Origin of the sequence: Ancylobacter tetraedralis, from assembly GCF_014195655.1 — a bacterium.
GTDB classification, from domain to species: Bacteria; Pseudomonadota; Alphaproteobacteria; order Rhizobiales; family Xanthobacteraceae; genus Ancylobacter; species Ancylobacter tetraedralis.
The window spans coordinates 135990-162080 of record NZ_JACICD010000003.1; the positions used below are offsets into that span (position 1 = coordinate 135990).

Annotated in this window: 23 protein-coding genes; 18 read left to right on the top strand and 5 right to left on the bottom strand. The window is 68.8% G+C overall.

The window, feature by feature from the left end; all coding sequences use genetic code 11:
* Positions 1-57: 57 nt before the first annotated feature.
* On the bottom strand, positions 58-354 hold the full coding sequence (locus FHS55_RS09025; protein ID WP_183189403.1) for a hypothetical protein: 297 nt from the start codon (positions 352-354) through the stop codon (positions 58-60).
* Between the two features lie 257 nt (positions 355-611).
* On the opposite strand from FHS55_RS09025, the gene argC reads away from it, so the two are divergent.
* On the top strand, positions 612-1667 hold the full coding sequence (gene argC, locus FHS55_RS09030) for an N-acetyl-gamma-glutamyl-phosphate reductase (protein ID WP_183189404.1): 1056 nt from the start codon (positions 612-614) through the stop codon (positions 1665-1667).
* Positions 1668-1784: 117 nt separating this feature from the next.
* Entirely contained in the window at positions 1785-2513 is a 729-nt protein-coding gene (locus FHS55_RS09035) for a carbonic anhydrase (RefSeq protein ID WP_246340000.1), read from the top strand.
* 15 nt (positions 2514-2528) lie between these two features.
* Here FHS55_RS09035 and FHS55_RS09040 read toward each other — a convergent pair whose 3' ends face one another.
* Positions 2529-2876 carry a lysozyme inhibitor LprI family protein gene (locus tag FHS55_RS09040; protein WP_183189789.1) on the bottom strand — a complete coding sequence of 116 codons (348 nt, stop codon included), beginning with the start codon at positions 2874-2876 and terminating at the stop codon, positions 2529-2531.
* 23 nt (positions 2877-2899) lie between these two features.
* Positions 2900-4756, bottom strand: a complete 1857-nt coding sequence (gene phaC, locus FHS55_RS09045; RefSeq protein WP_343056084.1) for a class I poly(R)-hydroxyalkanoic acid synthase — start codon at positions 4754-4756, stop codon at positions 2900-2902.
* 178 nt (positions 4757-4934) lie between these two features.
* Here phaC and FHS55_RS09050 point away from each other — a divergent pair, with 178 nt between their 5' ends.
* The 6 genes from FHS55_RS09050 (at position 4935) to FHS55_RS09075 (ending at position 10722) form a co-directional block, all read left to right on the top strand.
* Positions 4935-5222 (top strand): hypothetical protein, encoded by a 288-nt coding sequence (locus FHS55_RS09050; RefSeq protein WP_183189405.1) that lies wholly within the window; start codon positions 4935-4937, stop codon positions 5220-5222.
* Between the two features lie 433 nt (positions 5223-5655).
* Positions 5656-6018, top strand: a complete 363-nt coding sequence (locus FHS55_RS09055) for a hypothetical protein (RefSeq protein ID WP_183189406.1) — start codon at positions 5656-5658, stop codon at positions 6016-6018.
* A gap of 140 nt (positions 6019-6158) precedes the next feature.
* Entirely contained in the window at positions 6159-7376 is a 1218-nt protein-coding gene (locus tag FHS55_RS09060; protein WP_183189407.1) for an LL-diaminopimelate aminotransferase, read from the top strand.
* 59 nt (positions 7377-7435) lie between these two features.
* Positions 7436-8755: a homoserine dehydrogenase gene (locus tag FHS55_RS09065; RefSeq protein ID WP_183189408.1), complete on the top strand. Its 1320-nt coding sequence runs from the start codon at positions 7436-7438 to the stop codon at positions 8753-8755.
* Positions 8756-8769: 14 nt separating this feature from the next.
* On the top strand, positions 8770-9768 hold the full coding sequence (gene glpX / locus FHS55_RS09070; protein ID WP_183189409.1) for a class II fructose-bisphosphatase: 999 nt from the start codon (positions 8770-8772) through the stop codon (positions 9766-9768).
* A gap of 612 nt (positions 9769-10380) precedes the next feature.
* Entirely contained in the window at positions 10381-10722 is a 342-nt protein-coding gene (locus tag FHS55_RS09075) for a hypothetical protein (protein WP_183189410.1), read from the top strand.
* 72 nt (positions 10723-10794) lie between these two features.
* Here FHS55_RS09075 and FHS55_RS09080 read toward each other — a convergent pair whose 3' ends face one another.
* Positions 10795-11487: an alpha/beta hydrolase gene (locus tag FHS55_RS09080; protein ID WP_183189411.1), complete on the bottom strand. Its 693-nt coding sequence runs from the start codon at positions 11485-11487 to the stop codon at positions 10795-10797.
* A 440-nt stretch (positions 11488-11927) separates the two neighbouring features.
* Here FHS55_RS09080 and FHS55_RS09085 point away from each other — a divergent pair, with 440 nt between their 5' ends.
* Positions 11928-12791 (top strand): DMT family transporter, encoded by an 864-nt coding sequence (locus FHS55_RS09085; RefSeq protein WP_183189412.1) that lies wholly within the window; start codon positions 11928-11930, stop codon positions 12789-12791.
* Between the two features lie 73 nt (positions 12792-12864).
* Here FHS55_RS09085 and FHS55_RS09090 read toward each other — a convergent pair whose 3' ends face one another.
* A complete protein-coding gene (locus FHS55_RS09090; protein ID WP_210286915.1) occupies positions 12865-14241 on the bottom strand; it encodes an esterase-like activity of phytase family protein in 1377 nt (458 codons plus the stop codon).
* 304 nt (positions 14242-14545) lie between these two features.
* Between FHS55_RS09090 and recJ the strand changes: the two genes are divergently transcribed.
* The 9 genes from recJ to FHS55_RS09135 all read left to right on the top strand — a co-directional run bounded on the left by recJ (position 14546) and on the right by FHS55_RS09135 (position 26089).
* Positions 14546-16366, top strand: coding sequence for a single-stranded-DNA-specific exonuclease RecJ (gene recJ / locus FHS55_RS09095; protein ID WP_183189413.1), 1821 nt, complete (start codon positions 14546-14548; stop codon positions 16364-16366).
* 84 nt (positions 16367-16450) lie between these two features.
* Entirely contained in the window at positions 16451-17764 is a 1314-nt protein-coding gene (locus FHS55_RS09100; protein ID WP_343056085.1) for a TIGR03862 family flavoprotein, read from the top strand.
* A 303-nt stretch (positions 17765-18067) separates the two neighbouring features.
* Complete coding sequence (locus FHS55_RS09105) at positions 18068-18355, top strand: hypothetical protein (RefSeq protein WP_183189414.1); 288 nt, start codon at positions 18068-18070, stop codon at positions 18353-18355.
* A 172-nt stretch (positions 18356-18527) separates the two neighbouring features.
* Complete coding sequence (locus FHS55_RS09110; protein ID WP_183189415.1) at positions 18528-19823, top strand: imelysin family protein; 1296 nt, start codon at positions 18528-18530, stop codon at positions 19821-19823.
* A gap of 10 nt (positions 19824-19833) precedes the next feature.
* Positions 19834-21294 carry a multicopper oxidase family protein gene (locus FHS55_RS09115; protein WP_343056086.1) on the top strand — a complete coding sequence of 487 codons (1461 nt, stop codon included), beginning with the start codon at positions 19834-19836 and terminating at the stop codon, positions 21292-21294.
* Entirely contained in the window at positions 21294-22544 is a 1251-nt protein-coding gene (locus tag FHS55_RS09120) for a di-heme oxidoredictase family protein (RefSeq protein WP_183189416.1), read from the top strand. Before FHS55_RS09115 ends, FHS55_RS09120 begins: the two co-directional genes overlap by 1 nt.
* A gap of 12 nt (positions 22545-22556) precedes the next feature.
* The gene (locus tag FHS55_RS09125) at positions 22557-23681 is read left to right on the top strand and encodes an imelysin family protein (RefSeq protein WP_183189417.1); all 1125 of its coding nucleotides are present in this window, start codon (positions 22557-22559) and stop codon (positions 23679-23681) included.
* Positions 23682-23691: 10 nt separating this feature from the next.
* Positions 23692-24816, top strand: a complete 1125-nt coding sequence (locus FHS55_RS09130) for a DUF1513 domain-containing protein (protein ID WP_183189418.1) — start codon at positions 23692-23694, stop codon at positions 24814-24816.
* 112 nt (positions 24817-24928) lie between these two features.
* Positions 24929-26089, top strand: a complete 1161-nt coding sequence (locus FHS55_RS09135; RefSeq protein WP_183189419.1) for an aminotransferase — start codon at positions 24929-24931, stop codon at positions 26087-26089.
* The last annotated feature ends 2 nt before the right edge of the window (positions 26090-26091 follow it).

The following is a 26091-nucleotide window of genomic DNA, read 5'->3' on the forward strand; positions in this document are numbered from 1 at the left end:
GGACACGGTCTTCGACCATCACCTGTAGCAGGAACAGGGCGTGAACGCAGCCCCCCGCTATGTCGGCCGCTTGCGCGCCAGGCGGCGGCGGTTGGCGCCGACCTTGCGGCCATACATGGCGATGATCTCCGGGCCCACCTGTTCCAGCCGCCCGGAGGCCGCTGCCTGCGCGAGCCGGGCCTGCACCTCACCGGCTGCCAGCATTTTCTCGCTGACCATGCGCACCGCCTCGGCGCCGGCGCCCACATCGCCGCGCGACATCAGGCTCAGGCGTTCGGCGATGACGATCTGCGAATCGAGCCCCAGGCGCGCGAGGCGCATGCCCAGGGAAAAGGCGTGAAGCGGATGCATCATGGAAGGGGGTTCCCGGCGGGAGGGGGAAGCGAGGCGCGCGCTCGGCCTGGCCTTGGGGATGAGCGAGGCGTTCGACGCTCATCCTGGGCAACCAAGTCTTGGCAATCGTGGCCGGTTCCCTTCGCCACTCGCTTATCGGCCATGCGTGTCCGGCGTGCATCGCGTCTTTCACCCGACATGCATCCGGTGTAATGCGCGGGCTCCACACACGCGGTGCCTGCCCGGCGCCGCGCGGGCAGCGACAAGGGATCGCCACCATGACGGACAGCAAGGCACGGATCGCCATCCTCGGAGCCTCGGGCTACACCGGCGCTGAGCTGGTGCGACTGCTGGTCCGTCATCCGCGCGTCGAGATCGTCGCGCTCACCGCCGACCGCAAGGCCGGCCAGACCATGGCCGAGGTGTTCCCGCAATTCGCCCCGCTGAGCCTGCCGACCCTGATCACCATCGACGAGGTTGACTGGTCGGGGGTCGATCTCGCCTTCTGCGCGCTGCCGCACGGCACCACCCAGCAGGTGATCAAGCGCGTGTTCGAAACCGCGCCTCACATCAAGATCGTCGACCTCTCCGCCGATTTCCGCCTCACCGATGCCGGCGCCTACGAGCAGTGGTACGGCCATCCGCATCAGGCGCTGGAACTGCAGCAGGAAGCGGTCTACGGCCTCGCCGAGCTGTATCGCGACGATATCCGGAAGGCGCGGCTCGTCGCCAATCCCGGCTGCTACACCACGACGGCGATCCTGCCGGTGGTGCCGCTGATCGAGGCGGGCGCCATCGAGCCCGACCATATCGTGATCGACGCCAAGAGCGGCGTCACCGGCGCCGGCCGTTCCGCCAAGGAATCGCTGCTGTTCACCGAGGTGGCGGACGGCATGAACGCCTACGGCGTCGGCGGCCACCGCCATATGGCCGAGCTTGACCAGGAGTTCTCCAAGGCGGCGGGACGCACCATCGTGCCGAGCTTCACGCCGCATCTCATTCCCATGAGCCGGGGTATCTACAACACCATCTATCTCAAGACCGGCGCGGGCGTGGGGGCCGAAGGCGTGCACCGCGTGCTGGCGGATTTCTATCGCGGCGAGACCTTCGTGCATGTGCTGCCGCTCGGCCAGGTGCCGCATTCGCGCTTCGTGAAGGGCTCCAACATGGCCTTTATCGGCGTGATCAAGGACCGCGCGCCCGACCGCGTCATCGTCATCGCGACCACGGACAATCTGGTGAAGGGCGCCTCCGGCCAGGCGGTGCAGAACATGAACCTCGTGCTCGGCTTCCCCGAGGCGACGGGGCTGGAGCAGATCGCGCTGTTCCCGTAGGGCCCCCGGTTATATTACCGTCGAGAGTTTCTGAATACCTCTCGACGCGTTGCATCGGAGAGGAGTGTGACGGATGGTTCTTCGCTGATCGCTTCGATCAGGCGGGGGAGCACTCTCATGGCGATGTCCGGCCTCTTGTCTCGTCGTAATCTCCTTCACGCGGCTGCATGCGGCTGCGCGGCCGCCGCCGCGGGCGTGGGCGCCACGCTGGCGGGCGGCAGTGGCGCCTTCGCGGCGACCTATGCCGAAAAGACCACGCTGACCGCGACCCAGGCGCTCGATCGCCTGAAGGCGGGCAATGCCGCCTTCGTCAAGGGCGGCGCCTGCGTGCCGGTGGGCGGCCCCGAGGCGATCGCCCGGCTCGCCTCGGGCCAGGCCCCCTTCGCCGTCGTCGTCGCGTGTTCGGATTCACGCACGCCTCCCGAGCATCTCTTCGACGCCCGGCTCGGCGAACTCTTCGTCATCCGCGTCGCCGGCAACACCGTGGACGATACGGCGCTCGGCTCCATCGAATACGGTGTCGTCGTGCTCGGTGCGCCGTTGGTGCTCGTGCTGGGGCATAGCGAGTGCGGCGCGGTTGCCGCGGCCGTCAGCATGGTGACGGAAAAGGCGCGGTTTCCCGGCTCGATCAGCACGATGGTCGAACCCATCCTGCCCGCGGTTCTGCGGGCGCAGGGCACGACGGGCGACCTCGTCGCCAACGCGGTGCGCGAGAACGTGGAACTGGTGCTCGACCATGTCGGGCAGGCCAGCGTGCTCATCTCGGACGCCGTGCGGGCGGGCAAGGCGCGTCTGGCGGGCGGTGTCTATGATCTCAAGACCGGCGAGGTCGGCTTCCTGAGCTGACCGGCCGGCCCGCTTTCACGGCGGCGGCATCCCGGCGATGAAGGCCACGATCTGCTGCTTCAGCGCCGCGATGCGTGCCTGATAGAGGCCTGTCAGGCATCCGGCATCGGCACCGCACCGGCCGCGCGCGGCGAGAAAATCGCGAGCGGCCTCATGGCGCGCGCCATTGCCGCCCATCAGCATGGGCAAACGGCTATAGGCAAACCACAAACCGCCCATCTCGCTGTCCATCGCCGAAAGAGCGGGATCGGCGCATACCGCCCGCTCGTCCGGCGCCGATGCCCGCGCGCAGTCGAAGCTCGCGGCATCCGCAGGCCGCATGGCGAGAGGGCCGAGCGACGCGAAAGCGAGCGCGGCCACCATCACGGCTCCGCGATGTGCGCGGCTCACGACTTGACCTTCACATAGCGGCCGGGGGCATCCTCGATCGGCGAGAACACGCCGCCGCCCGGCTCGCGGGCCGGCAGGCGGTGCGTATCCTGCTGCTCCAGCCATTGCAGCCAGTCCGGCCACCAGGAGCCGGGGTGCTGCTCCGCCGTGTCGATCCAGCCTTCCAGCGTCCCCTCGGGTGGGCCGCCGGTCCAGTACTGGTATTTGCCGCGTGCCGGCGGGTTGATGACGCCGGCAATGTGGCCGGAGCCGGCCAGAACGAAGCGCGCGCGCGCCCCGAACAGCTGCAGCCCGTTGAACACCGAGGTGGCCGGGGCGATGTGATCCTCGCGCGTTGCCACGCTGTACATCGGCAGGTCGATCGCCCTCAGGTTCAGCGGCAGGCCGGCGAGCAGCAGCTTTCCCTGCGCCAGCTTGTTGTCGAGATAGCAGTTGCGCAGGTAAAATGAGTGATTGGCCGCCGGCAGCCGGGTCGAATCCGAGTTCCAGTACAGGATATCGAACGGGAAGGGCGCCTGCCCCTTGAGGTAGTTGTTGACGACATAGGGCCAGATCAGGTCGTTGGCGCGCAACATGTTGAAGGCGTTGGCCATCTTGCGGCCTTCCATCACGCCGGTCTCCAGCATCTTGCGCTCGAGATTGGCGATCTGCTCCTCGTCGATGAACACCTTGAGGTCGCCGGCCTGGGCGAAGTCGACCTGCGTGGTGAGGAAGCTGACCGTGCGCACGCCGACATCCTTGCGCCCCGCCGCCAGCCAGGCCAGCGTGATGGCCAGCATGGTGCCGCCCACGCAATAGCCCAGCGCGTGGAAATGCTCCACATGCGCGGCCTTCTTGGCGACCTCGAAGGCTTTCAGCACGCCGTCGCGCATGTAGTCCTCGAATCCCTTGCCGGCGAGTTCCGGCCCGGGATTGACCCAGGACACCATGAAGACCGTGATGCCGTGCTCCACCGCCCAGCGCACGAAGGATTTCTCCGCCGTGAGGTCCAGCACGTAGAACTTGTTGATCCAGGGCGGGATGATCACCAGCGGCAGCGCCAGCACGTCTTCGGTCTGCGGCGCGTACTGAATGAGCTGCATCAGCTCGTTTTCGAAGATCACCTTGCCCGGCGTGGTCGCGAGGTTCTCGCCGACCTGGAATTTCGAGGAATCGGTCTGGCGGATCTTCAGGTCGCCGCCGCCCGCCTCGATATCCTCGGCGAGCATCTTCATGCCACGCACCAGGTTTTCGCCATTGGAGGCGAGCGTGGTGCGCAGCAGCTCGGGATTGGTCAGCACGAAATTGGAGGGCGACACCGCGCTGGCGATCTGGCGGACATAGAACTCCGCCTTGTGCTTGGTGTGGGCGTCGATCTCGGCTTCCTCGACCATGTTCTCCGCCCAGTTGGACGTGAGCAGATAGGTCTGCTTGAGCGCGTCGAAGAACGGGTTGTTGTTCCATTCCGGGTCCATGAACCGGCCATCGCGCGGGGGCGGGGCTGCCACCGGCTTGGTTTCCTGCCCGCTCAGGCGCTTCAGCGTGGACGACCACAATTCGAGATAGCCGCCGATCAGCCGCGACTGCGCGTCCAGCGTGCGCTGGGGGTCGGCGAGCCAGTATTCCGCGACATTGCCGATGGTCTTCATCACGTCCGCGATGTCCTCGGCGACGTCATCCTGCACCAGCCCTTCCTCGCGCGGGCGCATATAGGCCGCCATCGCCTTGCCGCTCTCCTCGACCAGTCGGGCGAGATTACCGGCGAAGGTGGGCAGGTCGATCGGGCCGGCCGGCGGCGGGCTCGCCGCCTCCGGCGCGCTTCGGGACGCGGGGGAGGAGGAGGCGGATGTGGGCTTGGGCTCGGTGGGCGGCACCGTCGCGGCCCTGGCCTGCTCCCTTTCCTGTGTCCGGGAGGCCTCGGCCCGACGCTGCGAGGGGCGCAACGCGTAACGCGGCTGGCCCGCAGCGCCCGTGCCTTGCGCGGGGTTTTTCGCGGCGGTCTTGCGCGTTGCAGCCTTGACTGGCTCCGGCTTTGCCGGCGCGGGGGTGGCGATGACGGCCGGCGGCGCGGCTTTGGCCTGTCGGGTCGCGCGTCCGGTGGCCGGCGCGGCTGCGGTGGCGCGGGCATTCCCGGCGTCCTTGGCCTGCGATCTGACGCTGCGGGACTTTGCCGCAGCGTCTTTGCCGGTGGTGGACGGTGTCGCGGAGGATTTCAACGCGGCGTTCGGTGACGCGGCCTTTCGCCGAGACCGACCGACCGTGGCCGCCTCCGCGATGGGCGCTGCCGTGATGGCGGGCTCCGGCGAATGTTGCGCGACGACGGCGGGCGCCTTCGCTTGAACCTTCGCCTGGGCCTTGGCGGGCGACAAGCGCGAACGCGGCGGTTTGCCGCCGTTGCGCGGCGCGGAGGCTTGCGGCGCCGGGTCGGCGGCTGTTTCCTTCCGCACAGCTACCTGCGCTGGCTTGGTGGCCGCGCGGGCGCGGCTCTCCCGGGCCTGAGCGGCCGGTGGCGATTCGCTCGCAACCGGTGGTGCGGCGGGGGCTGCCGCCGGTGGAACAGAATTCGCCGACGCCCTGGGGGTTCTCGCCCGTGCCGGGGAGACGACAGGAGCCGCGACCTGCTGAATCGGTTCGGTCGTGGCGGTGGCGGCCGGTTTCCGGGTCGTGGGTCGTTTACTCACCGCTTGTCCCCGCGGGTACGTGCGTTCATAGGTGAGTGATCATAGACGCGCCGCACGACGGTAGCGAGTGCGTATGAGGCCGGAGGAACGTCTTGCTGAAGCTGTGGGTGAAAGCTGACCAGGAAATGACGCGGGCGCCGGCGGCTCCGCTGCTCGCCGCCGTGGCGCTGGGCCTCGCGCTGGCCGGCTGCGCGCCGCCCGGCTGGCCAGAAACGCCACCCTCGACAGCCCCCGGCGCCGCCGCGCCGCCGGCCCAGGGCGCGAAGAGCACGTCGCCCTTCGCCCCCAAGGGGCCGGATTTCCTGCATTATGGCGCGCCCAAGCAGATTGGCGACCGTCCGGTCATGACGCCCGAGCAGACCGCCAAGATGCAGACGGACCTTGAAAACACCGCGAAGAAGCGCGAGCAGCAGCTGAAGCAGGCCACCGATCCGGAAGGGCAGGCCGGGCAGTAGCCGGTGGGCCGCTGCCCGCCGGATCCTCACGCCTCCGCCGGTTTGGCGGGCATCCCACGCTGTGCGTGGGCGTGAACAATGTTATGAAGCGCAGTTACGCCGTCCTTGGTTGAATCGGGACGGTATGGAGCTTGAGACCGATGACCGACTTCCACCGTATCCGCCGGCTGCCACCCTACGTGTTCGAGCAGGTCAACCGTGTGAAGGCCGCCGCCCGCAATGGCGGCAGCGACATCGTGGATCTCGGCATGGGCAATCCGGACCTCGATGCCCCCGCGCACGTGGTCGAAAAGCTCAAGGACACCATCGGCAAGCCCCATACCGATCGTTACTCGGCCTCCAAGGGCATTCCGGGACTGCGCCGCGCGCAGGCCGCCTATTACGCGCGCCGCTTCGGCGTGTCGCTCAATCCCGATACGCAGGTCGTGGCGACGCTCGGCTCCAAGGAGGGCTTCGCCAACATGGCGCAGGCCATCACCGCGCCCGGCGACGTGATCCTGGTGCCGAACCCGTCCTACCCGATCCACGCCTTCGGGTTCCTCATGGCGGGCGCGGCCATCCGCTCGGTGCCGTGCGAGCCGGGTCCGGAATTCTTCCACGCGCTGGAGCGGGCGGTGGTTCATTCCATTCCCTCGCCACTCGCGCTGGTGCTCTGTTATCCGTCCAACCCGACGGCGCAGGTCGCCGACCTCGACTTTTATCGCGACGTCGTCGCCTTCGCGAAGAAGCACGACCTCATCATCCTGTCCGACCTTGCCTATTCCGAGGTGTATTTCGACGACAACCCGCCGCCCTCGGTGCTGCAGGTGCCCGGCGCGATGGATGTGACGGTGGAGTTCACCTCCATGTCCAAGACCTTCTCCATGGCCGGCTGGCGCATGGGATTCGCGGTGGGCAACGAGCGGCTGATCGCGGCGCTTGCGCGTGTGAAGTCCTATCTCGACTATGGCGCCTACACGCCGATCCAGGTGGCGGCGGCGGCGGCGCTCAACGGGCCGCAGGACTGCATCGCCGAGATGCGGTCGGTCTACAAGAAGCGCCGCGACGTGCTGGTGGACAGCTTCGCCAAAGCCGGCTGGGAGATTCCCGTGCCGACCGCGTCGATGTTCGCCTGGGTGCCGATCCCGGAAAAATTCCGCCATATGGGCAGCGTGGAATTCGCCAAGCTGCTGATCGAGAAGGCCGATGTCGCGGTGGCGCCGGGCGTCGGCTTCGGCGAGCATGGCGACGAGTATGTGCGTATCGCGCTTGTGGAGAACGAGCAGCGCATCCGGCAGGCGGGACGGAATGTCCGGCGCTTCCTTGAAACGGGCGCCGAAACATTGCACAACGTCGTCCCTCTCGCCGCGGCGCGCTGACGCCTGGATGTCTCCGGGCGGCGTCGCTTTCCAGGTCTTTTGTTGAGTTCGGACAAGATATGGCGCCGCCGCTGAAAATTGGCATCGCCGGCCTCGGTACGGTCGGGGCCGGAGTGGTGCGTATGCTGGCCCGCCGCAAGGATGAGATCGCCTTGCGGGTCGGCCGCCCGGTCGAGGTCGTGGCCGTGAGCGCCCGTGATCGCACCCGCAACCGCGATTGCGATCTGTCGGGTGTGCGCTGGTTCGAGGATGCGGTCGAACTCGCCCGTGATCCCGACATCGATGTGTTCGTGGAACTGATCGGCGGTCATGACGGCATCGCCCGTGACGCGGTCGAGGCGGCCATCGCCAGCGGCCACGAGGTGATCACCGCCAACAAGGCGCTGCTCGCCCATCATGGCGTGTCGCTGGCCAGCGGCGCCGAGGCGAACGGCTGCAACATCTATTTCGAGGCCGCGGTCGCTGGCGGCATCCCGGTCATCAAGGCGCTTCGCGAGGCCCTGCTGGGCAACGAGATCGCCCGCGTTTCGGGCATTCTCAACGGCACCTGCAATTACATCCTGACGCGGATGCACGAGGAGGGGCTGTCCTTCGACGCCTGCCTCGAACAGGCGCAGCTTCTGGGTTACGCCGAGGCGGACCCGACCTTCGACGTCGACGGCTTCGACACCGCGCACAAGCTCTCGCTGCTCGCCGCGCTCGCCTTCGGCGTGCAACCGGATCCGGATGCCATCCATGTCGAGGGCATCCGCTCGATCACGCTGGCCGATCTCGAAGCGGCGGACGAACTCGGCTACCGCATCAAGCTGCTCGGCGTGGCCGCGCGGGCGGGCGCGGCGGTGGAACTGCGCGTTCATCCCACCATGGTGCCCAAGCACTGGCCGATCGCGCAGGTTTCGGGCGTTACCAATGCGGTGGCGATCGATGGCGACGCGGTGGCTCTGACGCTGGTCGGCCCCGGCGCCGGCGGCGATGCCACCGCTTCCGCCGTGGTGGGCGACATCTGCGACATCGCGGCCGGAAAATCGGGCACGCCGTTCGGCTGGAAGGCGCGTGACCTGCGTGCCGCCGGCAAGGCGGCAATCCAGCGCCACGAAGGTGGGTATTATATCCGCCTCGCGGCGGTCGACCGGCCGGGAACGGCGGCGGCCATCGCGCGGCATATGGCGGAGCAGAACATCTCGCTCGAGTCCATCATGCAGCATCGACGCGGCCGTCCGCATGGCGGCGAGCGGGCGGAAAGCGCGGAGGCTCCGGCACCGGTGGTGCTGGTCACCTACGCCACAACCGAGGACGCGGTCCGCCGCGCCATTGCCGCCATCGAGATCGACGGCGTGATCGCATCGCCGCCGCAGGTGATTCGGATCGAGAAGGACTGAGAGGGGCTGGGACGATGGCGGAAGAGATTACGGTCAAGGCAGGCCAGGCGCTCGAGCGCATCCTGACGCTGGAACTGGTGCGCGTGACCGAGCGCGCGGCGGTGGCCTCCGCCAGCCTGCGCGGGCGCGGCGACGAGAAGGCGGCCGACAAGGCCGCCGTGGACGCGATGCGCCGCGAACTGAACCGCCTGCCGATCGCGGGCCGGATCGTCATCGGCGAAGGCGAGCGCGACGAGGCGCCGATGCTGTTCATCGGCGAGGAAGTCGGCACCGGCAAGGGCCCGGCGGTCGATATCGCCGTCGACCCGCTGGAAGGCACCACGCTGTGCGCCAAGAACATGCCGGGCTCCATCGCCGTGATGGCCATGGCCGAGGGCGGCACGCTGCTCTACGCGCCCGACGTCTACATGGACAAGATCGCCATCGGCCCGGGCTACCCGAAGGGCACGATCGATATTGACGGCTCCCCGGCCGACAACATCCATTCGCTGGCCAAGGCCAAGGGCGTGAAGCCTTCCGAGATCACCGCGCTCATCCTCGATCGTCCGCGCCATGCGGCGATCATCGAGGCGGTGCGCAAGACCGGCGCGGCGGTGCAGCTGATCACCGATGGCGACGTGGCCGGGGTGATCCACACCACCGATCCCGATGAGACCGGCATCGACATCTATATGGGCACGGGCGGCGCCCCCGAGGGCGTGCTCGCCGCGGCGGCGCTGCGCTGCATCGGTGGCGAGATGTACACCCGGCTTATTCTCGATAGCGAGGAGAAGCGCGAGCGTGCCAAGCTGATGGGCGTCACCGACCCGAAGAAGATCTACACCATCACGGACATGGTGCGGGGCGACTGCCTGATCGCGGCGACCGGCGTGACCACCGGCAACCTGCTCAAGGGCGTGAAGTACCGCAAGGACGTGGTGACCACGCACACTGTCGTCATGCGGTCGGCCTCCGGCACGGTGCGCTGGATCGAGGCCGAGCATCGCGATCTCTCCAAGTTCCATCTCGGCTGATTGCGGAGGACGGGCCCTTCCGCCTGTCCAGGCCGCCCTTGGCTGCGGCTCCCTCCATGCACTTGTCTGAGGGAGCTTGCCTCTGCCAGCTTGCGGCAGTCTTTGCGGATCGAAAGGGGCACCACGGTGCCCCTTTCCTTGCGCGAAACCGCCGTCGGCGGGTTTCCATAGCGCCGGAGATGAGCCACGCGCGGGTGGCAACCTCGCGGACGCGGCCCTCCCTGTGGGCTCGGCTCTCCCTTGTCGCCATCCTCGCGCTGCTGATGCTGGCTCCGCCCGGCGCAAGCGCCGCCTCGCAAGCACCGCCTCGCAAGCGCCCTGCATCGGGGTCATCCGCCTTGCCGTCCGGGATGAGGCCGGCGCCTTCGATATAGGGGTGTGGTATCCAAGTGCTGATCCGGTGATCTCGTGGTAGGTGGGGGGCCTTCACCTTCGCCGCCAGTCAGGCCCATCTCTGAACGCCCGGAACGTGCCGGCGATGGGGAGGCGGGGAGGGTGAGCCGTGGTTTTGGCCACGAGGCTCTTTGGAACCGCGTCGGTGTGCTGTATACCAAGGACATCGCCGACAGGCATTCCGCAAGAATGCAACGCCAATTGCAAAGGGAACGACCCATGCCCGCTCCTCATTCGCTCCTTCCGCCCCTGCTGGCCCAGATCGATGCGCTCATCGCGGCCGAGAAGTATCAGGAGGTCGCCGAGACCTATGCGGCCTTCGTGACGGAGCACGCGACAACCAGCTACCTCGCTTCCGAGCCGATCCCGTTCAAGCTGAGCGTGGCGTTCTCGAACAAGTACGGCTCCTCGGCCACCACCACCTTCACCCTGCGCAACACCACCTGGGCGTCGGACGTGAAGGGCGCGCTCAAAGCCGGCCCGGCCGACTTCGCCGTGCTGGTCGCTAAGTATGAGGCGGAAGTCGCCGAGATCGCCAAGTCGGTCAAGAAGGTCGCCTGAGGCGCCCCTGCCGCTGGACAAAGCTGAAAGGCCGGCCTCGTGCCGGCCTTTTTCGTCTCAAGCGGCGCTCTCTCAGGCCTGCCGCAGGTCCTTGAGGAAATGGTCGACGCCAAGTTGCACCATGGCTGGCTGCGAGGCATGCGGGCCGGGATGCTCGACATAGGTCAGCTCATAACCCGCCCCCCGCAGCTTGGCGGCATGGGCGCGCCCGGCGCTGTCGATCGGCGTCTGCGTGTCGGCCTGGCCATGGGCGATGAACACCTTGGGGGCTCCCTCCTGCGCCAGCACGGTCATGAAGCCGGCCGAGAAGGCCAGGATATGCGTGACGATCTGCCCGTTGCTCAGCCCGGTCGAGAGCGAGTAGCTGCCGCCGTCGGAATGGCCGGCAAAGGCCACATGCGCCGGGTCCAGCGCGAAGCGTGAGGCCACCTCGCGCAGGCCGATGTCGAGCCGCTCGCGATCGGGCCCGTTGCCGGCGATCACGATGTCCCAGGTGGGAAACAGCGATTGCGGCACCAGCAGCAGGAAGCCGCGCTCAAGCGCGTGCCGGTGCAGGATCGGCAGGATCTTCTCCGCACTGCCGCCGCCGCCGTGAAACAGCACCATCAAGGGCGTGGGATGCGCCGGGTCGATTCCCTCCGGCACGATCAGCACATAGTCGCGCTCGGCGAACAGGCCGAGATCGTGCCGGCCGGGCGGCAGCGGCGGCCTGGTCGGCGCGGCATGGCGGAACTCGAGGCGGCCGAGCAGGGAGAGGTCGAGCATGGCAAGCACCGTAGGTGTTCCCCACGACGACGGCGCGGCGCGCGGGAACGGGGAGAAAACAGGCGCCGGCGGCCTGGGGAGCCGGGACGCAGGCAAGACATTGGCGGGCCTCTCCATTTTCACGGAGGGGCGCCGCAATCTAGTGGGTTTCGCGGTGAAGGGGAATCCGGTTCGCGCGCGAAAACCGCGTCGAATCAACCAGCTGGTGCGTGCATCGACCGCGGAATGCCCCGGATGAGCCCTCGGCCGCGGGGGTGGCAGAGCCGCGCTTTGCGCGTGCCTGCCATGTTTGGCGCGCAAGGCAGGCATCGGCTGGGCGGCCTTTGCGCGTCCGCGACGAGGGGGTATGTCCGGCTGTCTCGGGCGGGACGGCTCGACTCGTCCGTGACGTGCGTTCCGCCACGGGCCGCACCGCTGCCTCTCGTCCTTCGTGGTGCATAATGCCTTTCCGGGACCAGCTGCTCGCCGTCGCCATCGTGTGCGTGTGGGCGCTCAACATGATTGCGATCAAGCTCGGTGTCGCGGAAATCCCACCCGTGCTGACGACGGCACTCCGCTTCATGGTCGTCTCGCTGCTGGTGGTGCCCTTCACGCGCATCACCTGGCGCCAGCTTCCCGGAGTGATGCTGGTATCCGTCACCTTTGGCTCGATCCATTTCGGCATGTTGTTCGCCGCGCTGGAACATGCGGAGGCGGGCACCAGTTCCGTCATCATCCAGATCGGCGCGCCCATCGCCACGCTGCTGGCCTGCCTGTGGCTGCGAGAACCGCTGGGAGCGGTGAGAATGCTCGGCCTCGTCATATCGGTGGCGGGCATCGCCCTGCTGGCGATGGGGCCAACCATGCCGCCGCCGATCGGGCTCGCGCTGCTGGTGATGAGCGCGACCGGCTGGGCCATCACCAATCTCGTCGTCAAGCAGGTGCCGGGCATTTCGCCGATGGCGATGATGGGCTGGTCGTCGCTGTTCTCCGTGCCGCAGCTGCTTCTGGCCTCGTGGCTGTTGGAGGGCGAGCGCTGGGGCATGGTGGCCACGGCCGGGTGGAATGGCTGGGTGTCGGTGTTCTACAGCGCGATCGGGTCCTCGATCCTGGCCTATGGCGGCTGGTACTGGCTGTTGCGGCGTCATTCGGTGAGCGCGGTGGTTCCCTATTCGATGCTGAATCCGCCGCTCACCGTGCTGTTCGGCATCGTGCTCATCGGCGACGATCCTTCGCCGGCGAAGATTGCCGGCACGCTGGTCATGGTTGCCGGCGTCGCGCTCATCCTGCGCAAACCGGCCGTGAGCCTGCCCGATACCGCCTGAGACGGAAGCGGCCGGGGCATCGCCTCCCCGGCCGCATTCGCTCGTCAGCCCGATTGGCCGTTCGGCGGGCCCTTTACTTGGCCTTCAGGAAGTCTCCGACCTCGAGCAGGATGAGCTCGTTGTCATCGGCCTTGGCCGGGTCGCGCGAGGAGGAGAAGGGCAGGTTGTTGTCGTTGCCCACCACGATATGGCTGGCATCGACTACGTCGACATTCTCGATGGTGAAGAAGGGGAAGGTCAGCACGCCGTCATTGAGCGGCTTGCGCGCCTTCTTGTCCGGGTCGGCGATCTTCATCAGGTCGATATGGCCGATCTTGCGTACCGGCTGACCGACAGTGGCGTCGGTGAGTTCGATCTTGTAGACGCGCTTGAACTTCGCGAGATCGTGGAAGCAGTCCGGCCCCTTGGTGCCGGCCGCGCAGGCCTTGTCGGGCGTGCCTTCGCCATTGTCGCGCTCGATGATCAGGCCGGTGGTGCCGTCGATCATGTTGAAGTCGCCGATGGCGTTGCCGTTCTGCTCCAGCACATACTGCCAGGCACGGCCGGTCCACTTCTGGGCGGCGACGTCGAATTCGAGGATCTGCAGATATTCGCGCCCGTCGGCGGTCTTCTGCCAATCCTTCTTCGCGCCGTCCCACAGCGGGCCTTCGAGCAGGGGATAGAGGAACTTGCCGTCCTTGGAGGCGGCCATGCCCTCGAAGCCCTTGGAGCGGCGGGCGTTGAACTCGGCGGTCTGGTTGGGCGCCCCAGCCGAGGCGACGAGATAATTGTCCGGCGAGCGCACCGGCGTCTGGCCGGCGAGCGTGTCGAACACCTGCTTCACCGTGCCCTTCATGTCGGCCTTGATGAGGAAGGGCCCGAACTCCTCGCCGATCCACAAATCGTCGCCGATGATCTGGAAACTTTCGAGGTCGAAATCGGCGCCCGTGAGGTAGCGCTCGCGCGTGCCCTCATGGACGATACGGAACGGCACCTTCTTGTCGGGATCGGTGAGGAAGATGGTCTCGACGCGCTCGAAGCCACCCGTCTGCCAGTCGATCCGGTAGCGGTTGAGGTAGAGCGCGGAATCGGGGCTGTTGGCCTTGGAGCCGAAGCCGTTATCGGTGAGAATCCAGAACGTGCCGTCCGGCATCACCTTGATGCCCGAATGGCCCTGCAGCGGCTGGCCCTTGAAGGGAACTGAGATGCCCGTCGGGCGGCCGGCGGACTTGCCTTCCACCGTGCCGGCCGCCTCGACCCGCGTGCCCGTGGTGAACTTGCCGGACAGCTTGAGATCCTCCGGCGCATCCGCCGGCAGCTGGATGAAGCTGGCGGCCGGCAACACGGCATGGCCAGCGAGCGTGGCGGGATAGGCCTGGTCGGCGCGAACGCCGGCGCTGGTGCCGGCGAGGCCGATGAGCGCGAGCGCGGCGCTCGCGAGCAGGCAATGACGGATGCGGGGGCGGACCATGGCGGTTCTCCGTTCGGAAAAGGGGCGGTGCCGAAGCCGCCTTCCTGACCGTCCCACGTGTCGCTCACGCTACGGAATGGTGACGCCGGGATGACGTTTCGTCATCCCCGGGGTGACGGCTTGTCATCCCTGGGGTGACGTCTTGTCATCCCCGGGATGACCGCTTGTCCTCCGTCGGTCCGTCCGCCCCGGCCTCCGCCCCGGCCTCCGCCCGGCGTCATGCACCGCGATCCCTCATGTTGCCGGGCGGTTGCCGCACCTGTCACTCGACGCGGGCCCGCGCTTCGGGCTTATCCTGCGAATCATGAGCCTCACTCTTCCCAAAGCCGCGCCGCCGCCACGCGCCTTTCTCGGCGTCACGAACTCGGCCACCGGCCGTTTCTGGCGCGAGCGCCTCGATCTACGCGGCGCGCAGACCACGCTCGCCATCGTCCAGCGCCACGGCGTGCCGGAAATCCTCGCGCGTGTGCTGGCGGCGCGGGGCGTCGGCATCGACGAGGTGGCGGGCTGGCTCGACCCGACCGTGCGCGACCTGCTGCCCGATCCGGACACGCTGACCGACATGGGTGCCGCGGTGGCGCGCCTCGCCGACGCGGTGGTGTCCGGCGAACCGGTCGCCGTGTTCGGCGATTATGATGTGGATGGCGCGACCTCGACCGCGCTGCTGGTGGAAGTGCTGCGCGCCGGCGGGCTCGACCCAGCCTTCTATATCCCGGACCGTATCTTCGAAGGCTACGGCCCCAATATCCCGGCTATCGAGGGGCTGGCGGCACAGGGCGCCCGGCTGCTGGTGACGGTCGATTGCGGCACGATGAGCTTCGCGCCCTTCGCCCGCGCCCGCGAACTGGGCCTCGACGTGCTGGTCATCGATCATCACCAGGCCGGTGAGGAACTTCCCGCGGTCGCGGCGCTGGTGAATCCGAACCGCGTGGACGATCTCTCCGGCCTCGGGCACCTGTGCGCCGTGGGGCTGGTCTTCGTGGTGGCGGTGGGGCTGGTGCGGGAGCTTGGCCGGCGCGGCTGGTGGAACGAGGCGCGGCCCAAGCCCGATCTGCTGGCCTCGCTGGATCTGGTCGCCCTCGGCACGGTGGCGGATGTGGTGCCGCTCATAGGCCTCAACCGGGCCTTCGTCACCAAGGGGCTCATCGTGCTGCGCCAGCGCCAGCGCCCGGGCCTCACCGCGCTGATGGACGCGGCGCGGCTGTCCGGTCCGCCCAAGGCGTGGCATCTGGGCTTCCTGCTGGGCCCACGCATCAACGCGGGCGGACGCATCGGCAATGCCGCGCTCGGCACGCGCCTGCTGCTCACGCGCGATGCCATCGAGGCCGGGGGCATCGCCGCCGAGCTGGACCGGCTGAACACCGAGCGCCAGCAGGTGGAACGCGCCATCGTCGCGCAGGCGGAGGCCGAGGCGGAAGCCGCCCTCGGCCACGCCGGGGCGGGGGCGGTCATCCTCTCCTCCGGGCAAGGCTGGCACCCCGGCGTGGTCGGCCTCGTCGCGGCGCGGCTGAAGGAGAAGTTCGGCCGGCCGGCCTTCGCCATCGCCTTTACCGGGGAGACCGGCTCCGGCTCCGCCCGCTCCATTCCCGGCGTCGATGTCGGCAAGGCGGTGCGTGGCGCGGTGGATCGCGGGCTGCTGGTCAAGGGTGGTGGCCACGCCATGGCGGCCGGCCTCACCATCGCCCGCGACCGCCTCGGCGAGTTGCGCGCCTATCTCGAGGAGGTGCTGGCGCAGACCGTGGAGGAGGTGCGCGCGGTGGACGAGACGATGATCGACGCCGCCCTCTCCGCCGCCGGCGCGACGCCGGAACTCGTCGAGATGGTGGAGCGCGCCGGGCCGTTCGGTGCCGGAAATCCGCAGCCGGTCTTCGCCTTTCCCGCCCACCGCATCGTCTATGCCGAGGCCGGAAGCGCCGATCAGGTGCGGGTGCGGCTGCGTGGCAGCGATGGCACCGTGCTTCCGGCCGTCGCCTTCCGCGCCGCCAATACCGAACTCGGTCGGGCGCTTATGGAGGCGCGCGGCCAGCAGGTGCACGTGGCGGGCATGCTGGACCTCGATTCCTGGCAGGGCCGCACTCAGGTGAACCTGCGCATCAGCGATGTCGCGCGGATGGAAAATCGTTGAACATCAAAGGTATGGACGCTCATGCGGAATCGGTTTCCCAATCCGCACTGACCGTCATGCCATGCTGAATCGGATCCTCGGCCCGTGAGTGCAACGCCCCGCCACGATTCAAAGAAACCCCACGCGGCCATCCTCGGTGCCGGGCCTGCCGGCCTTATCGCCGCCGAGACGCTGGCGCAGGCCGGCTGTCGCGTCACCGTGTACGAGCGCATGGCCTCGCCGGCGCGCAAGTTCCTCATCGCCGGGCGCGGCGGCCTCAACCTCACCCATTCCGAGCCGCGTGAGCGGTTCCTGCCCCGCTACGGCACCAGCGCCGAATGGCTCGCCCCGCTCATCGACGCTTTCCCGCCCGGCCGCCTGCGGCACTGGGCCGAGGGGCTGGGCGAGGCGACCTTTGTCGGCTCCAGCGGACGGGTGTTCCCGACCCGCTTCAAGGCTTCGCCGCTGCTGCGGGCCTGGCTTGGCAGGCTGGATGCGCTCGGCGTGCGGCTGGCCGCCCGGCATTGCTGGCTCGGCTGGGGCGAGGGCGGCGCGCTACGCTTCGAGACGCTGGAGGGCGAGGTCGCGATCTCGCCAGACATCACCCTCCTCGCGCTCGGCGGCGCCAGCTGGCCGCGCCTCGGCAGCGATGGCGGCTGGTTCGGGATGCTGGCCGCGAAGGGCATCCGCGTCGCTCCGCTGCGCCCCGCCAATAGCGGCGCACGGATCACATGGTCGGAAGGCTTCCGTTCCCGCTTCGCCGGGCAGCCGCTCAAGCGCATCGCTCTCACGGTGCAGGGCGTGCGGGTGCGCGGCGAGGCGATGGTCGATCCCGGCGGGCTGGAGGGCGGCGCGGTCTATGCGCTGTCCGCCAGGCTGCGCGAGGCGGTGGAGTGGGAGGGGCGGGCGGGCCTGCTGGTCGATCTCCGGCCGGATCTCTCGGTGGAGGCGCTGGCAGAGCGGCTCGGCAAGAGCCGCAAAGGCGAATCGACGGCCAACCGCCTGCGCAAGGCCGCCGGTCTCTCCCCGGTTGCCGCCGGCCTGCTGCGGGAAGCGGCGGGCCCGCTGCCGGTGGAGGCGGCGCCGCTCGCCGCGCTCATCAAGGCGGCGCCGCTGGAGGTGAACGCCATGGCGCCGCTGGAGCGGGCGATTTCCTCCGCCGGCGGCGTGATGCGCGGCGCTCTCGATGCGCGGCTGATGCTGCGGGCCGGCCCGGACGTGCCGCCGAACACCTTTGTCGCCGGTGAAATGCTGGATTGGGAAGCCCCGACGGGAGGCTATCTGCTGCAGGCCTGCTTTGCCACCGGCCATGCCGCGGCATGCGGCGGGCTCGCTCATCTCGGCCTTCCCGAACCGGCGGCCTGGCAAGGTCCATGGTCGGCGAGCACCGGGGAGGAGATGGCGCGGGACGACGGCTGAGGGAGCGCGTGCCGTCGTCCCGCGCGTCTCGCGAGACCTGCCGGGAAGTCGGCCTCGCGAAGCGTGTGCCGGCGACTGCGATGGCTGGGAATCTGTTCTTCGCGTTCATCGTCGGCGTTGGGCGACTGAATACGCTCGTTCTCCGACGAGGACAATGACTATCTTCCGTTATTATTATAGTTCCAAACTACAGTGACGTTTTTATACTTGCTATTTCCCTCCATTCGAGAGCGGCTTGCGCCGTGCCGGCGGCGGGCGTACCTCCTTGGGCGCGGGACGGCTGGGCGATCCGCGAGGTGAGCGATGGCACGATTGTTCTTCCGCCGGGGAGCGGCCACGGAGGCCGCGCCCGATGCCGCGCGCGAACTGGCCGACAAGGCGAGGGCGCTGCTCGGCGTGGGCGAGGAAACCACGGTTTCCATCACCGAGATCGCCTGCGGCGACCCCGCTTGCGGCGGCGCCGAGACGGTGGTGCTGGTGATGCGTCCGGGCCGGCGCACCGAGGCGGCCAAGCTCTACCGACCGCTGGCGACCGTCTCCGACGAGGAACTGCGCGAGGCCCTGCAGCCGCTGCTTGACGCTGGGGCATGAATGTGTCGCGCAGGGAAAGTATTCGCGAATATCATTTCAATGAAATTCACGAAATTCGCGATATCGCTACCGTAAAATCATTCTAATGTAGCCCTGAACACTTGCGACTGCTTGAGGCATGGGCGTAGAAGTCCCTTTCACGGATGCCGCGTAGGCGCTGGGAGGAGATATCATGCGAGCCAGGTCGTTGTTTGCCACGCCGCTGCTGGCGGCCGTTGCGCTGGGAGCCCTTGTTGCCGCCGGTCCGGCACGGGCCGACACGGCCCCGCCGAAGGTGCACGACATCGTCGTCACCTATGCCAACATCGCCGAGGCGATCTATGGCGACAGCCTCGCCACCGCCAAGGATCTGCAGAAGGCCGTCGAGGCCTTCCTCGCCGAGCCGACCCAGGCCAATCTCGACAAGGCGCGGGTGGCCTGGAAGGCCGCGCGCGTACCCTACCAGCAGAGCGAGGGCTTTCGCTTCGGCAACAAGATCGTCGATGAGTGGGAAGGCAATGTGAATGCGTGGCCGCTCGACGAGGGGCTGATCGACTATGTGGACAAGAAGAGCTACGGCGAGACCTCCGACGAGAACCCGCTCTACACCGCCAACGTGATCGCCAATACCAAGATCCGCGTCGGCAAGAAGACCATCGACGCCACGAAGATCACGCCCAAGCTGCTGCGCAGCCTGCAGGAGGCGGGCGGCGTCGAATCCAACGTCGCCATCGGCTACCACGCGATCGAATTCCTGCTCTGGGGGCAGGATCTCAACGGCACCGGCCCGGGCGCGGGCAACCGGCCGGCTAGCGACTACGACCTGAAAAACTGCAGCAACGGCCATTGCGACCGCCGCGCCGCGTATCTCAAGGCCGCCACCGAACTACTGGTCGCCGATCTCGAAGAAATGTCCAAGGCGTGGGCCGCCAAGGGCAAGGCGCGGGCGGCCGTGCTGAAGCAGAAGGACAATGCCGCGCTCGGCACCATCCTCACCGGCCTCGGCTCGCTCTCCTATGGCGAACTGGCGGGCGAGCGGATGAAGCTCGGTCTCATCCTGCACGACCCCGAGGAGGAGCATGACTGCTTCTCCGACAACACCCACAACTCGCATTATTACGACGAACTCGGCATCGCCTCGATCTATCGCGGCAAATATACCCGCGTGGATGGCAGCGTGGTCGAGGGCCCTTCGGTCGACGCGCTCGCCACGGCCAAGGCGCCGAAGGCCGCCGAGGAAGCCAATGCCAAGATCGACGCCGCGCTCGCCGCGCTGAAGGCAATCAAGGACGAGGCCGACAGCGGCAAGGAGGCCTATGACCAGATGATCGGCGAGGGCAACACCGAGGGCAACGCGCTGGTGCAGAAGGGCGTCGATTCGCTCGTCGCCCAGACCCGCGCCATCGAGGGCGTCGTCGCCGGCCTGAAGCTGAAGATCAAGGTCGAGGGTTCGGACAGCCTGGACGATCCGTCCAAGGTTTCGGAATAGGGCGTCGATCGTGGCCGGTGGCGTGAGGCTCTCGCGCCGCGCCCTCTTGGCCGCGGGCGCGGCATGGGGTGTCGGGGCGGTGCTCGCCCCGGCGCGCACCGGTTTCGCCCGCGCGCCGGCCGCGTTCGAGCCCACCGCCCGCCTCACGCTGGCGGCAGGCGAGACCGATTTGCGATTGCTCGGCGCGGACAAGCCCGCGTCGCGCATCTATGCCTATGACGGCCAGCCCTTCCGACAGCTGCGCTACCCGCGCGGCACGCGGCTGGAAGCGACCTATGTGAACGGGCTGAGCGAGGGCAGTTCGCTGCATTTTCACGGCATCCGCATGCCGAACGAATATGACGGCGTGCCCCCGCTGACCCAGCCGCTGGTGGAGCCGGGCGGGCGCTTCGTCCACCGCCTGCCGCTGGACGATCCCGGCACGTTCTTCTTCCATCCCCATTGCGACGAGACCGGCCAGGCCGGGCGCGGGCTGGTCGGCGTGCTCATCGTCGAGGACCCGCGCGACCCCATTTTCGATGCGGAGGAGGTGCTCTGCCTCAAGGACTGGCGGCTTGGCGAGGATGGCGGCTACCTGCCGCTGACCGAGCCGGACGGGGCCTCCAAGGCCGGCACTTTCGGCGCCACCCGCACGGTGAACGGTTTGCCGCATCTCGACCTCACCGCGCCGGCGGGCGGGGATGTGCGGCTGCGCATCCTCAATGTCGATTCCACCCGCATCATGGATATCGGCGTGGAAGGGGGCGAGGCCTGGCTCATCGCGGTGGATGGCCACGCGCTGCCCCCCGTGGCGCTCGACAGTCTGCCGGACGGCATCTGGCGCATGGGGCCGGCGCAGCGCATCGACCTGCATCTGCGCATGCCGGCCAAGGGCGGGCCGGTGACGCTGGGCGATTATCGCGCGGCGGATGTGTACAGCTTCGCGACGATCACGCCGAAGGGCCGGCGCGCCGGCAAGCCGCGCAAGGCGCCGCTCGCGCTGCCCGCGCCGGAGCTGCCGATGCCGGATGTGGAGGCGGCGGAATTTCACTCCTTCACCCTGCAGCAGGCGACCGATGCCGCGGTGAAGGAACTCGGCCTGCCGCCCGATGATCCGCTGGCCAAGGCGCTGGTGGCGAGCTTCTGCGTCGGCCGGGCGACCTACTGGTCGATCGGGCAGGTGTCCTGGGCGGCCGGCGACCGGCTCGGGCTGCCCCCGCCGCTGGTGGCGATGGCGGAAGGCCGCAGCTATCGCATCGAGATCAAGAACGAGACGCGTTTCCCCCATCCCATCCACCTGCACGGCCATGCCTTCGCCGTGCTGCGCTCCAGCAAGGGCCGGTTGCCGCGTCATTTCGCCGACACGGTGCTGGTGCAACCCGGAGAGGCGGTGGAGATCGCCTTTGTCGCCGCGCCAGGAGACTGGGTGTTTCACTGCCACATACTGGAGCACATGGAGACCGGCATGATGGGCTGGTTCCGGATCCTGTGATGGCAGAGCCCCGCTTTCGCGCGTGCGCGCCGCGCCTTGTCCTGCGGACAGCCGCCTTCGCGATGGCGCTGCTGGCCGGCCTTGCCGCGATGCCGGTGCGGGCCGACGAGGCGGGCCTGGACGCCGCCATCGGCAAGGCGCTGTTCAAGCGCCCCTGGGTGCCGGCGCCCAGTTCCACCCGCGCCAATGACGGCCTCGGCCCGCTATTCGATGCACGTTCCTGCGCCGCCTGCCATCCCGGATCGGGGCGCGGGTCGAGCGCGCTCGACGCCACAGGGCGGCCGGAGGGGCTCGGCCTCGTGCTGTCGCTGTTCCGCGAGGATGGCAGCGGCGATCCGGTCTATGGCCACCGGCTGGAGACCATGACGCTGCCCGGCGTGCCGGCGGAGGGCGTCCTCGTGGCGGATGTGGAACAGGCCGGCCGGCGAGTGCCGCGCATCGTTGAGCCTGGTTATGGCCCGCTTGATCCCGCGACCCATGTCTCGCTGCGCCTCGCGCCGGACCTGCGCGGGCGGGGCGGGCTGGAACGGGTGGACGATGCCACCATCCTCGCGCTGGAAGACCCGCAGGACCGGGACCGCGATGGCGTGCGCGGCCATGCCCGGCGGCTGGATCACCCGGAAGGCGGCTCCTCCATCGGCCGCTTCGGCTGGAAGGCGAGCCATGCCACGCTGGAGAGCCAGACCTCGGAGGCGTTTTCGCTCGACCTCGGCCTCTCCACCCCGCTGCGGCTGGAACCCTGGGGCGATTGCACGGCGGCACAGGCGGCCTGCCGCAACGCGCCGCATGGTCAGGACGCGGAAGGCGCGCCGGAAATTCCCCATGCCATCGTAAGCCGCATTGTCACCTATCTGCGCGATGTCGAGGCCCCCAACCCGCCGCGCGATGCGCGCGGGGAGCGGCTGTTCGCGGCGACGGGCTGCGCCGCCTGCCATCGCCCCTCCCTGCCGACGCGCGACGGCGGGAGCGTGGCGCTGTTCACCGATGTGCTACTGCACGACATGGGCGCAGGGCTGGCGGATAGCGGCGGCGTGCCCGGCGCGGAGGCTGGCGAATGGCGCACCGCCCCGCTCGCCGGCCTGTCGCAGGCGCTGGCGCAGGGCGGCGGCCTGCTGCACGATGGCCGCGCCGCCGATGTCACTGAGGCGGTGCGCTGGCATGACGGCGAGGCCGCGGGCGCCCGCGCGCGCTTCGATGCCCTCGACCCCGGCGCGAAACGGGCGCTTATCGACTATGTCTCATCCCTCTAGCGAGGTTGCGGAATGAACCGCTCTCCATTCGCGCTGGCGCTTGCGCTGGCAGGCCAGATCGGACAGGCGGCGCAGGGCGTGCCGGCCATTGCGGCGGCAACTGCGCTGATCTCCAACATCTTCGTCGGCCGCGCCTATGCCGCCGCGATCGTGGCGCCCGACGTGGTGGCGGATTGGCTGCTGCCGCGCTACGACACGCTCGCCGCCAGCACGGCCGCCCAGCGCACGGCGTGGGAGGGGTTCTGCAAGGCTCCCTCCATGGAGGGGGTAGCGGAGCTGAAGGCGCGCTTCGCCGCTGTGTCCGATGCCTGGACCTCGGTGGAGTTCATCACCTTCGGGCCGGTCATGCTGTCGCTGCGGGCGGATCGCTTCAACCTGTTCCCGGAGCGGCGCAACGCGGTCGGGCGCTCGGTGGCGGAGATCGTCGCCGATCCGACCGACGAGCGGCTGCAGCCGCAGCGCTTCTTCCGTCTCAGCGCGGCGGTGCAGGGCCTGCCGGCGCTGGAGCGCGTGCTCTATGACGAGGGCGCGGCGGCGGCGCTGGTGGCCGGGCCGGAGGCGGCGCGGCGCTGCCAGCTGGGCCTCGCCATCGCCGACAATCTCGCCGGGATCGCGCAGGACATCCGCACCGGCTGGGGCGACCGCGGTTCCGGCCTGCTCGGTCAGCTGGTCGCCGGCAAATCCGATCCGGTCTATTTCCCCGATCCCGACTCGCTGCTCAGCCGGCTGGTGACCGACCTCGCCGGCGCCTATCAGCGCGCGGTGGACCAGCGCCTGCTCATCGTGCTGGGCAAGAGCCCGGAGGAGGCCAAGCCCCTGCTGGCCGACCGACGCCGCAGCGGCCTCGCGAAGGAAACCATCGTCGCCGAGATCGCCAGCGCCGGCGATCTCGCCGGGCTGCTCGCCAAGGGCCTCGGCACCGGCGACCAGGCCGTGCTCGCCCGCACCATGGCCGCGGCGCGCACCGCCGCGGACGCGCTGCCGGCCGATATCAGCGCGGCGGCGACGAGCGCGAAGGGGCGCAAGCAGCTGGAGGCCGCGGCGGCGGCGTTCAAGGCGGCGCAGGCCAGCGTCGCCACGGCGCTGGCGGCCGGGCTTGGCGTGCCGCTCGGCTTCAACGCGCTGGACGGCGACTGAGGAGGCGGGCATGGGCATTTTCGATCTCTCCCGCCGTTCGCTGCTCCGCCGGCTCGGCGGGCTTGCGGTCACCCCGCGCGTGTTGTTCGGCGGTGCGGCGCACGCGCAAGACCACGCGCAAGACCACGCATTGGAGGCGGAGTGGCTGGCCACCGCCGGTGTCGCGGGCGGCTTCGCCCCGGTCGTGCTCGCGCCCGATCGCACCGCCACCGCCGTGGGCAGCGGCACGCAACGCATGCACTGGGTGGAGCCGAGCCCGGACGGGCGCACCGCGGTGGCGGTGGCGCGCCGGCCCGGCACGAGCGCCGTGCTGTTCGATCGCCGCGCCGGCACGGTGCTGGCCGAATTCGAGCCGGGCGAGGGGCGGGTTTTCTCCGGCCATGGCCGCTTCATCGAGGGCGGCCGGCGCTTTCTTGCCGTTGAAATCGAGCGGGCGAGCGGGCAGGGGATCGTGACCCGCCGTGTCGTCGAGGCCGATTTCGCCATCGAGGCCGAATGGGCCTCCGCCGGCATCGGCCCGCATGACATGCTCCCCGTCGGCGACGCGCTGATCGTGGCCAATGGCGGCATCGAGCCGCATACGCCGGAGGCGCTGGGCGCCGAGGTCGCGGGCGCCAGCGTCGCCCTCATCGATGCTCTGAGCGGTGCGACCCGCGCGGTGATCGCATTGGAGGAGGATCTCGCCTCGCTGTCGCTGCGCCATCTCGCCGGCACACCGGACGGGCTCACCGTCCTCGCCGCGCAGGACCTCTTGGCCGATGGCGTGGCGCGGCCGCTGGTCTATGCGGTGGAGGAGGGCCGGCTGCGCGCCTTCGACGCGCCGGAGGAGGAGTGGCGTGGGCTCAGGACCTATGTCGGCTCGGTGGCCGTGGATGCCTCCGGCGCCTATGTCGCCGCCGCCAGCCCGCGCGGCAACCGCGTGGCGGTGTGGCGGCGCGACGGGCGCTTCATCGGCTCGCTCACCCTGGTCGATGGCTGCGGCCTCGCGCCCACCCGCGCAGCGGGGCAGTTCCTCGCGACCAGCGGTCTGGGCGAAGTGGCGCTGATCGGGGTGGATGACGAGGGCGTCGGCGTCATCGCCCGGCGTCAGCAGCCGATGCGCTTCGATAACCACGCGACGCTGGTTCTGATGTAGGTCGGCGCGGGCAACGGGCGGATAGCGCGCGCTCTTTTCTTTTGCGGTGGCGGGGAGGATAAGGACGAGCCCATGCCGTTCGATATCTTTTTATCCGCGCCGAGATCGTGAAATGAACTCCCTGTTCGCGTCCCTGCCCACCACCGTGTTCGAGACCATGTCGGCATTGGCCCGCGCGCATGACGCGGTGAATCTCGGCCAGGGCTTTCCCGATGATCCCGGCCCGCTGGACGTGCGCCAGAAGGCGGCCGAGGCGGTTCTGAACGGGTGGAACCAGTACCCGCCGATGATGGGCGTGCCGGAACTGCGCCGCGCGGTCGCTGCCCATTACCGGGACTGGCAGGGGCTCGATCTCGATCCCGAGGCCGAGGTGATGATCACCTCCGGCGCCACCGAGGCGATTGCCGGCGCGCTGTTCTCGCTGATCGAGCCGGGCGACGAGGTGGTGCTGTTCCAGCCGCTTTACGACGCCTATCTGCCGCTGGTGCGGCGCGCCGGCGGCGTGCCGAAGCTGGTGCGCCTCGTTCCCCCGCACTGGCGCCTGACCGAGGAAGCGCTGGCGCAGGCCTTCTCGCCGCGCACCCGGCTGGTGCTGTTCAACAACCCGCACAACCCCACCGGGCGGGTGTTCGACCACGAGGAACTGGAGCGGCTGGCGCGCTTCTGCACCCGCTCGGATGCCGTGCTGGTGAGCGACGAGGTGTGGGAGCACGTGATCTTCGACGGGCGCGAGCATCTCAGCGTGCTGGCGCTGCCCGGGATGCGCGAGCGCGCGGTGAAGATCGGCTCGGCCGGCAAGATCTTCGGCATGACAGGGTGGAAGGTCGGCTTCGTCTGCGCCGCTCCCGCGCTCATGCGCGTGCTTTCCAAGGCGCACCAGTTCCTCACCTTCACCACGCCGCCGGCGTTGCAGCACGCGGTGGCCTATGGGCTGGCCAAGGAGCGCGACTGGTTTCTATCCACCCGCGCCGGCCTGCAGCGCTCGCGCGACCGGCTGGCGGCGGGGCTGAGTTCGATCGGATTCAATGTGCTGCCCTCGGCCGGCACCTATTTCCTAAATGTCGATCTCGCCCCGCTCGACGCCGCGCTGCGCGACGAAGCCTTCTGCCGCACGCTGGTGGAGCGCTTCGGCGTCGCCGCCATTCCGGTCTCGGCCTTCTATGCGGAAGAGGCGATCGACACGGTGATCCGCTTCTGCTTCGCCAAGGCGGATTCCACGCTCGATCGCGCGGTGGAGCGGCTGGAGGCGGTCAGCCGGACGGCATTCGTCTAGCG